Annotated in this window: 6 protein-coding genes; 3 read left to right on the forward strand and 3 right to left on the reverse strand. The window is 65.3% G+C overall.

Annotated features, from left to right (window positions below):
- Positions 1 to 144: 144 nt before the first annotated feature.
- The 3 genes from cgtA to rplU form a co-directional block, all read right to left on the reverse strand.
- Positions 145 to 1,197: an Obg family GTPase CgtA gene (gene cgtA / locus ABE423_RS20250; RefSeq protein WP_032127584.1), complete on the reverse strand. Its 1,053-nt coding sequence runs from the start codon at positions 1,195 to 1,197 to the stop codon at positions 145 to 147.
- A gap of 177 nt (positions 1,198 to 1,374) precedes the next feature.
- Positions 1,375 to 1,638, reverse strand: coding sequence for a 50S ribosomal protein L27 (gene rpmA, locus ABE423_RS20255; protein WP_005415704.1), 264 nt, complete (start codon positions 1,636 to 1,638; stop codon positions 1,375 to 1,377).
- Between the two features lie 18 nt (positions 1,639 to 1,656).
- Positions 1,657 to 1,965: a 50S ribosomal protein L21 gene (rplU, locus tag ABE423_RS20260; RefSeq protein ID WP_005408557.1), complete on the reverse strand. Its 309-nt coding sequence runs from the start codon at positions 1,963 to 1,965 to the stop codon at positions 1,657 to 1,659.
- A 316-nt stretch (positions 1,966 to 2,281) separates the two neighbouring features.
- Here rplU and uvrA point away from each other — a divergent pair, with 316 nt between their 5' ends.
- The 3 genes from uvrA (at position 2,282) to ABE423_RS20275 (ending at position 6,515) form a co-directional block, all read left to right on the forward strand.
- Positions 2,282 to 5,284 (forward strand): excinuclease ABC subunit UvrA, encoded by a 3,003-nt coding sequence (gene uvrA, locus ABE423_RS20265; protein ID WP_125895431.1) that lies wholly within the window; start codon positions 2,282 to 2,284, stop codon positions 5,282 to 5,284.
- Positions 5,284 to 5,691, forward strand: coding sequence for a thioesterase family protein (locus ABE423_RS20270; protein ID WP_125895430.1), 408 nt, complete (start codon positions 5,284 to 5,286; stop codon positions 5,689 to 5,691). Before uvrA ends, ABE423_RS20270 begins: the two co-directional genes overlap by 1 nt.
- Positions 5,692 to 5,789: 98 nt before the next feature.
- Positions 5,790 to 6,515 carry an enolase gene (locus tag ABE423_RS20275; RefSeq protein WP_125895429.1) on the forward strand — a complete coding sequence of 242 codons (726 nt, stop codon included), beginning with the start codon at positions 5,790 to 5,792 and terminating at the stop codon, positions 6,513 to 6,515.
- Positions 6,516 to 6,564 lie beyond the last annotated feature (49 nt).

Here is a 6,564-nt window from a genome sequence, read left to right on the forward strand (position 1 = left end):
TTTTTGGGGGGCCGCGCTACCCCGCTGGGGGGGTGGGGGCGGCGGGGGCCCGCCACCCCCGCGTCCGCCCCCCCGCCCCCCGGCACTAACGGAAAATGAAAAACCCGGCCGAAGCCGGGTTTTTCGCATGGAACCACAACAGCATTACTGCGCGTTGCGGGCTTCCAGCTCGTCTTCCTTCTGGCGATCGAAGAAGGCCATGATCCGGCTCATGATCGGGAAAGTACCTTCGCGGCCCAGCGCGGAGACCAGGAACCACGGCTCCTTCCAGCCCAGCTCGGCAACGATCTGCTCGGCCGCAGCCTTCGCTTCGTCTTCGAACATCAGGTCGGCCTTGTTCAGCACCAGCCAGCGCGGCTTCTGCAGCAGCTCCGGATCATGCTTTTCCAGTTCGCGCTCGATCGCGCGCACCTGCTCGACCGGGGAAATGCCTTCCACCCCACCTTCCATCGGCGAGATGTCCACCAGGTGCAGTAGCAGGCGGGTGCGCTGCAGGTGGCGCAGGAACTGCGCACCCAGGCCGGCACCGTCGGCAGCGCCTTCGATCAGGCCGGGAATGTCGGCAATCACGAAGCTGCGGTAGTTCTCCACCTTCACCACACCCAGGTTCGGGTACAGCGTGGTGAACGGGTAATCGGCCACCTTCGGCGTCGCCGCCGAAACGGCACGGATCAGGGTGCTCTTGCCAGCGTTGGGGAAGCCCAGCAGGCCGACGTCGGCCAGCAGCTTCAGCTCCAGCTTCAGCGTGCGCTCTTCGCCCGGCTCGCCCGGCAGCGCCTGGCGCGGCGAGCGGTTGGTCGAGCTCTTGAAGTGCATGTTGCCGAGGCCACCACGACCGCCCTGCGCCACCAGCAGGCGATCACCATGCTGGGTCAGGTCGCCGATGATTTCATCGGTGGCGACGTTGATCACCACGGTGCCGACCGGCACGGTGATGGTCAGGTCTTCGCCGCCCTTGCCATAGGCCTGGCGGCCCATGCCGTTCTCGCCACGCTGCGCCTTGAAGATGCGGTCATGGCGGAAGTCGACCAGGGTGTTCAGGTTCTCGTCGGCGCGGATGTACACGCTGCCGCCCGCACCGCCGTCGCCGCCGTCCGGGCCGCCGAGCGGAATGAACTTCTCGCGACGGAAGCCAATGCAGCCGTTGCCGCCGTTGCCGGCGAACACTTCGATTTCTGCTTCGTCTACCAGTTTCATTGTTTCGATGCCTGCGATGGGCGCGGCCTGCCTGCCGACGCCTTGAATGTTATGCCAGCCGCTGGCCGGCAACCCGGCCTGGCCGGTCTTGCTTTCACTCTAACGAAAAGCCCCGCCGAAGCGGGGCTCTTCATGCAGCACCCCCATGCCGAGGCACGGGTGCCGGCGATGCCTGAATCAGGCGTCGGCCGAGACGATGCTGACGGTGCGACGCTTCTTGGCGCCCTTGACCGAGAACTCCACCTTGCCGTCCACGAGGGCGAACAGGGTGTGGTCACGGCCCAGGCCAACGCCCGAACCCGGGTGGAACTGGGTGCCGCGCTGACGCACGATGATGTTGCCGGCTTCGATGGCCTGGCCGCCGAAGATCTTGACGCCCAGGTACTTCGGGTTGGAGTCGCGACCGTTGCGCGAGGAGCCTACGCCCTTTTTATGTGCCATGACTGCTTCTCCTGATGCTTAGCCGGCGATGCCGGTGATCTCGATTTCGGTGTAGTACTGACGGTGACCCTGACGCTTCATGTGGTGCTTGCGGCGACGGAACTTGATGATCCGGACCTTGTCAGCACGACCCTGGGACAGGACCTTGGCGGTGACGGCAGCGCCCTTCAGCGCATCGCCCAGCTTCACGCCGTCGCTGTCACCCAGCATCAGGATGTTGTCAAACTTGATCTCGCTGCCGACTTCGACTTCGAGCTTTTCAATGCGGAGCTTTTCGCCCTGCGCCACGCGGTATTGCTTACCGCCGGTGACCAGTACTGCGTACATGACCAGGCCTTCCTCTGTAGTTATTGTGGTCTGAGCTGCCGCCATCGAGGGCGGACAGGAGCGGAATTGTACGCAGATCAGCGGGCGCGGGTCAAGTCAACCCCTGAACGGCCCGGGGGCCCGGCCAGAACGGGGTCAGATCACTTTTAACGGTGTGAAAAGGGATAAGACCCCAGCCTGTCGGCCTGTCTCATCAGGTGAGACATCGGGCTGGCATTGTCGCCCATTGCCCCCATCTGGTCACCTCGGTAGGCTGACCGATTGCCGTTCCCTGCTGGCCCGGCACCCAGCCAACGCCCCCACAACCGGATCCCCCATGGCGATGGATTTCATCCGCATCCGCGGCGCGCGGACGCACAATCTGAAGAACCTCGACCTCGACCTGCCCCGCGACAAGCTGATCGTGATCACCGGCCTGTCCGGTTCGGGCAAGTCCTCGCTGGCGTTCGACACCATCTATGCAGAAGGCCAGCGCCGCTACGTCGAGTCGCTGTCGGCCTATGCGCGCCAGTTCCTGAGCGTGATGGAAAAGCCGGACCTGGACCACATCGAAGGCCTGTCCCCGGCCATCTCGATCGAGCAGAAGTCGACCTCGCACAACCCGCGTTCGACGGTCGGCACCATCACCGAGATCTACGACTACCTGCGCCTGCTGTACGCCCGCGTCGGCACCCCGCGCTGCCCGGACCACGGCTATCCGCTGGAAGCGCAGACGGTCAGCCAGATGGTCGACCAGGTACTGACGCTGGACCCGGAACAGCGCTACATGCTGCTGGCGCCGGTCATCCGCGACCGCAAGGGCGAGCACGCACAGGTGTTCGACCAGCTGCGCGCGCAGGGTTTCGTGCGCGTGCGCGTGGACGGCGAGCTGTATGAAATCGATGCGGTGCCGCCGCTGGCGCTGCGCCAGAAGCACACCATCGAGGCGGTGATCGACCGCTTCCGCCCGCGCGAGGACATCAAGCAGCGCCTGGCCGAGAGCTTCGAGACCGCACTGAAGCTGGGCGATGGCATGGCCTCGGTGCAGAGCCTGGACACCGCCGACGCCACGCCGGCGCTGTTCTCCTCCAAGTACTCCTGCCCGGTGTGCGACTACTCGCTGCCGGAACTGGAGCCGCGCCTGTTCTCGTTCAACGCACCGATGGGCGCCTGCCCCGGCTGCGATGGCCTGGGCATCGCCGAGTTCTTCGACCCTTCGCGCGTGGTGGTGCATCCGGAGCTGTCGCTGGCCGCCGGTGCGGTGCGCGGCTGGGACCGCCGCAACGCCTACTATTTCCAGCTGATCGCCTCGCTGGCCAAGCACTACAAGTTCGACGTGGATGCCGCGTGGAATTCGCTGCCGGCCAAGGTGCAGCAGGCCGTGCTGTACGGCAGCGGCGACGAGACGATCACCTTCACCTACTTCACCGAAGCTGGCGGCCGCACCCAGCGCAAGCACCGCTTCGAGGGCATCATTCCCAACCTCGAACGCCGCTACAAGGAAACCGAGTCGCCTGCGGTGCGCGAGGAGCTGTCCAAGTACATCAGCGAACAGCCGTGCCCGGAATGCAATGGCGCGCGCCTGAACAAGGCAGCACGCAACGTGTTCGTGGCCGATCGCCCGCTGCCGGAGCTGGTGGTGCTGCCGATCGACGAGGCACTGAAGTTCTTCAGTGAACTGAGCCTGCCGGGCTGGCGTGGCGAGATCGCCGCGAAGATCGTCAAGGAGATCGGCGAACGCCTCGGCTTCCTGGTCGATGTCGGCCTGGATTACCTGACCCTGGAGCGCAAGGCCGACACCCTGTCCGGTGGCGAGGCACAGCGCATCCGCCTGGCCAGCCAGATCGGCGCCGGCCTGGTCGGTGTGATGTACGTGCTCGACGAGCCGTCGATCGGCCTGCACCAGCGCGACAACGAACGCCTGCTCGGCACCCTCACCCGCCTGCGTGACCTGGGCAATACGGTGATCGTGGTCGAACATGACGAGGATGCGATCCGGCTGGCCGACTACGTGCTGGACATCGGCCCGGGCGCGGGCGTGCACGGCGGCGAGATCGTCGGCCAGGGCACCCTGCAGGACATCCTGGAGGCACCGCGTTCGCTGACCGGCCAGTACCTGTCGGGCAAGCGCGCGATCGAGATCCCCGCGCGCCGGCACACGCCGAACCCGAAGATGACCCTGCACCTGCGCGGGGCGACCGGCAACAACCTGAAGGGCGTGGACCTGGCGATTCCGTCGGGCCTGCTGACCTGCGTGACCGGCGTGTCCGGCTCGGGCAAGTCGACCCTGATCAACGACACCCTGTTCTCGCTGGCCGCCAACGAGATCAACGGCGCCTCGCACCCGATCGCTCCGTACAAGGAAATCGATGGCCTGGACCTGTTCGACAAGGTGGTGGACATCGACCAGTCGCCGATCGGCCGCACCCCACGCTCGAACCCGGCCACCTACACCGGCCTGTTCACGCCGCTGCGCGAACTGTTCGCACAGGTGCCCGAAGCGCGTGCACGCGGCTATTCGCCGGGCCGCTTCAGCTTCAACGTGCGCGGCGGCCGCTGCGAAGCCTGCCAGGGTGACGGTCTGATCAAGGTCGAGATGCACTTCCTGCCGGACGTGTACGTGCCCTGCGACGTCTGCCATGGCAAGCGCTACAACCGCGAGACGCTGGAGATCCTGTACAAGGGCTTCAACATCAACGACGTGCTGGAAATGACCGTCGAGGATGCGCTGAAGCTGTTCGAACCGGTGCCGTCGATTGCGCGCAAGCTGGAAACACTGGTCGACGTCGGCCTGAGCTACATCAAGCTGGGCCAGAGCGCGACCACGCTGTCCGGTGGTGAAGCGCAGCGCGTGAAGCTGTCCAAGGAACTGTCGCGCCGCGATACCGGCCGCACCCTGTACATCCTCGACGAGCCGACCACCGGCCTGCACTTCCACGACATCGAAGCGTTGCTGGGCGTGCTGCACAAGCTGCGCGACGAGGGCAACACGGTGGTGGTGATCGAACACAACCTGGACGTGATCAAGACCGCCGACTGGATCGTTGATCTGGGTCCGGAAGGCGGCCATCGCGGCGGCACCATCCTGGTCACCGGCACGCCGGAAGACGTGGCGGCCTGCCCGCAGTCGTACACCGGCCAGTTCCTTGCGCGCATGCTGCCGTCCACCCACGCGCGCCCGGAGCAGCCGGCCGCCGTGGCCAACAAGCCCGACGCCCGCCCGCCGCGCAAGGTGAAGCCTGAAAAGGCCGAGAAGCCGGCGAAGAAGGCCGTGGCTGCCAAGAGCACCGGCAAGACCAGCAAGACCGCCACTGCCAGCAAGAAGAAAAAGGACGCCTGATGAGCAGCGAACACAAGATCCTGGCCCGCATCCCGATCAGCGTGCGCTGGCGTGACATGGACAGCATGGGCCATGTGAACAACGCCAAGTACATCTCCTACCTGGAAGAAGCGCGCGTGCGCTGGATGCTGGGCGTGGAGGGTGTGTCGATGACCGACCGCATCGCACCCGTGGTGGCCGCGACCAACGTCAACTACCGGCTGCCGATCGTGTGGCCCAACGACATCCTGGTCGAGCTGTTCGTCGAGCGCCTGGGCAACAGCAGCGTGACCATCGGCCACCGCATCGTCGACCAGCAGGACGAATCGAAGCTCTATTCGGACGGCAACGTGGTGGTGGTCTGGATGGACACCCAGACCGGCAAGAGCGCACCGCTGCCGGAGGCGATCCGCAGCGCGTCGACCTGACGCGCCTGTGGTAGTGCCGGCCGCTGGCCGGCAACCTCCAGATGTATCGCGGATGCCGGCCAGCGGCCGGCACTACCGATCCAATTCAAAGGACTGACATGATCCACCAGACTGAACTGCGCGACCTGCTGCCCGGCATGGTCGCCTTCCCCACCGATGTCTTCCCCTCCGACCAGGCCTGGCTCGGCCAGCACCTGCTGCCGCTGCTGAAGATCGACCTCGGCGTGCTGCGCCCGGAACTGGCCGGCCAGGTGGCAACGATGCTGTGCCCGATCGAGCCGTATGACGGCTGCATCGGCGAGACCACAGAAGAACACCACAACGATTTCACCGGCACCAACTGGATCGCCTTCGAACTGACCGCCGGCAACGAGATGCGCTTCCTCGGCAACGCGGGCTATTTCATCGGTGATGCGGTGCAGGACAAGGATGCGCAGGAACACATCGCGCAGATGCGCGAGAGCTACGCCAAGGCCCGCGATTACCATGCCACGCATGGCCGTCTCGCCTGCTACTCGCGCTATGGCAAGGGTGAGGCCAGCGAGCGCGATTATCTGGATACGCTGGGTGGCCCGATCAGTTTCGGCAACTGGACCGAAACCGCAGAGATTCCCGCGGCATTCGAGCTGGGTTTCACCGAAGCTGCCGATGACCCCAACGCTGCGGACGATGCCGAAACAGTGATCATCACCCGCAATGGCAACAAATTCTTCGCCGTGGCCGACGTGGCCGGCTACAACTGGTGCGCCACCGGTGCCGATGCGATCGTGATGCTGTACGAGCCGGAAAGCCGCACGGTGCTGTTCTCGTTCGACTGGTCGTAAGCCCCCTGGTAGTGCCGGCCGCTGGCCGGCATTTCGCGTCCTGCCGGCC

The sequence above is a fragment of the Stenotrophomonas sp. TWI1409 genome (genome assembly GCF_039673015.1).
GTDB classification, from domain to species: domain Bacteria; phylum Pseudomonadota; class Gammaproteobacteria; order Xanthomonadales; family Xanthomonadaceae; genus Stenotrophomonas; species Stenotrophomonas maltophilia_A.

What these genes read in the sequence shown, in the direction of transcription:
- ABE423_RS20275 (WP_125895429.1), top strand. Translation starts at nt 5,790, where the DNA reads ATGATCCACCAGACTGAACTGCGCGACCTGCTGCCCGGCATGGTCGCC.
- uvrA (WP_125895431.1), top strand. Translation starts at nt 2,282, where the DNA reads ATGGCGATGGATTTCATCCGCATCCGCGGCGCGCGGACGCACAATCTG.
- ABE423_RS20270 (WP_125895430.1), top strand. Translation starts at nt 5,284, where the DNA reads ATGAGCAGCGAACACAAGATCCTGGCCCGCATCCCGATCAGCGTGCGC.
- rplU (WP_005408557.1), bottom strand. Translation starts at nt 1,965, where the DNA reads ATGTACGCAGTACTGGTCACCGGCGGTAAGCAATACCGCGTGGCGCAG.
- cgtA (WP_032127584.1), bottom strand. Translation starts at nt 1,197, where the DNA reads ATGAAACTGGTAGACGAAGCAGAAATCGAAGTGTTCGCCGGCAACGGC.
- rpmA (WP_005415704.1), bottom strand. Translation starts at nt 1,638, where the DNA reads ATGGCACATAAAAAGGGCGTAGGCTCCTCGCGCAACGGTCGCGACTCC.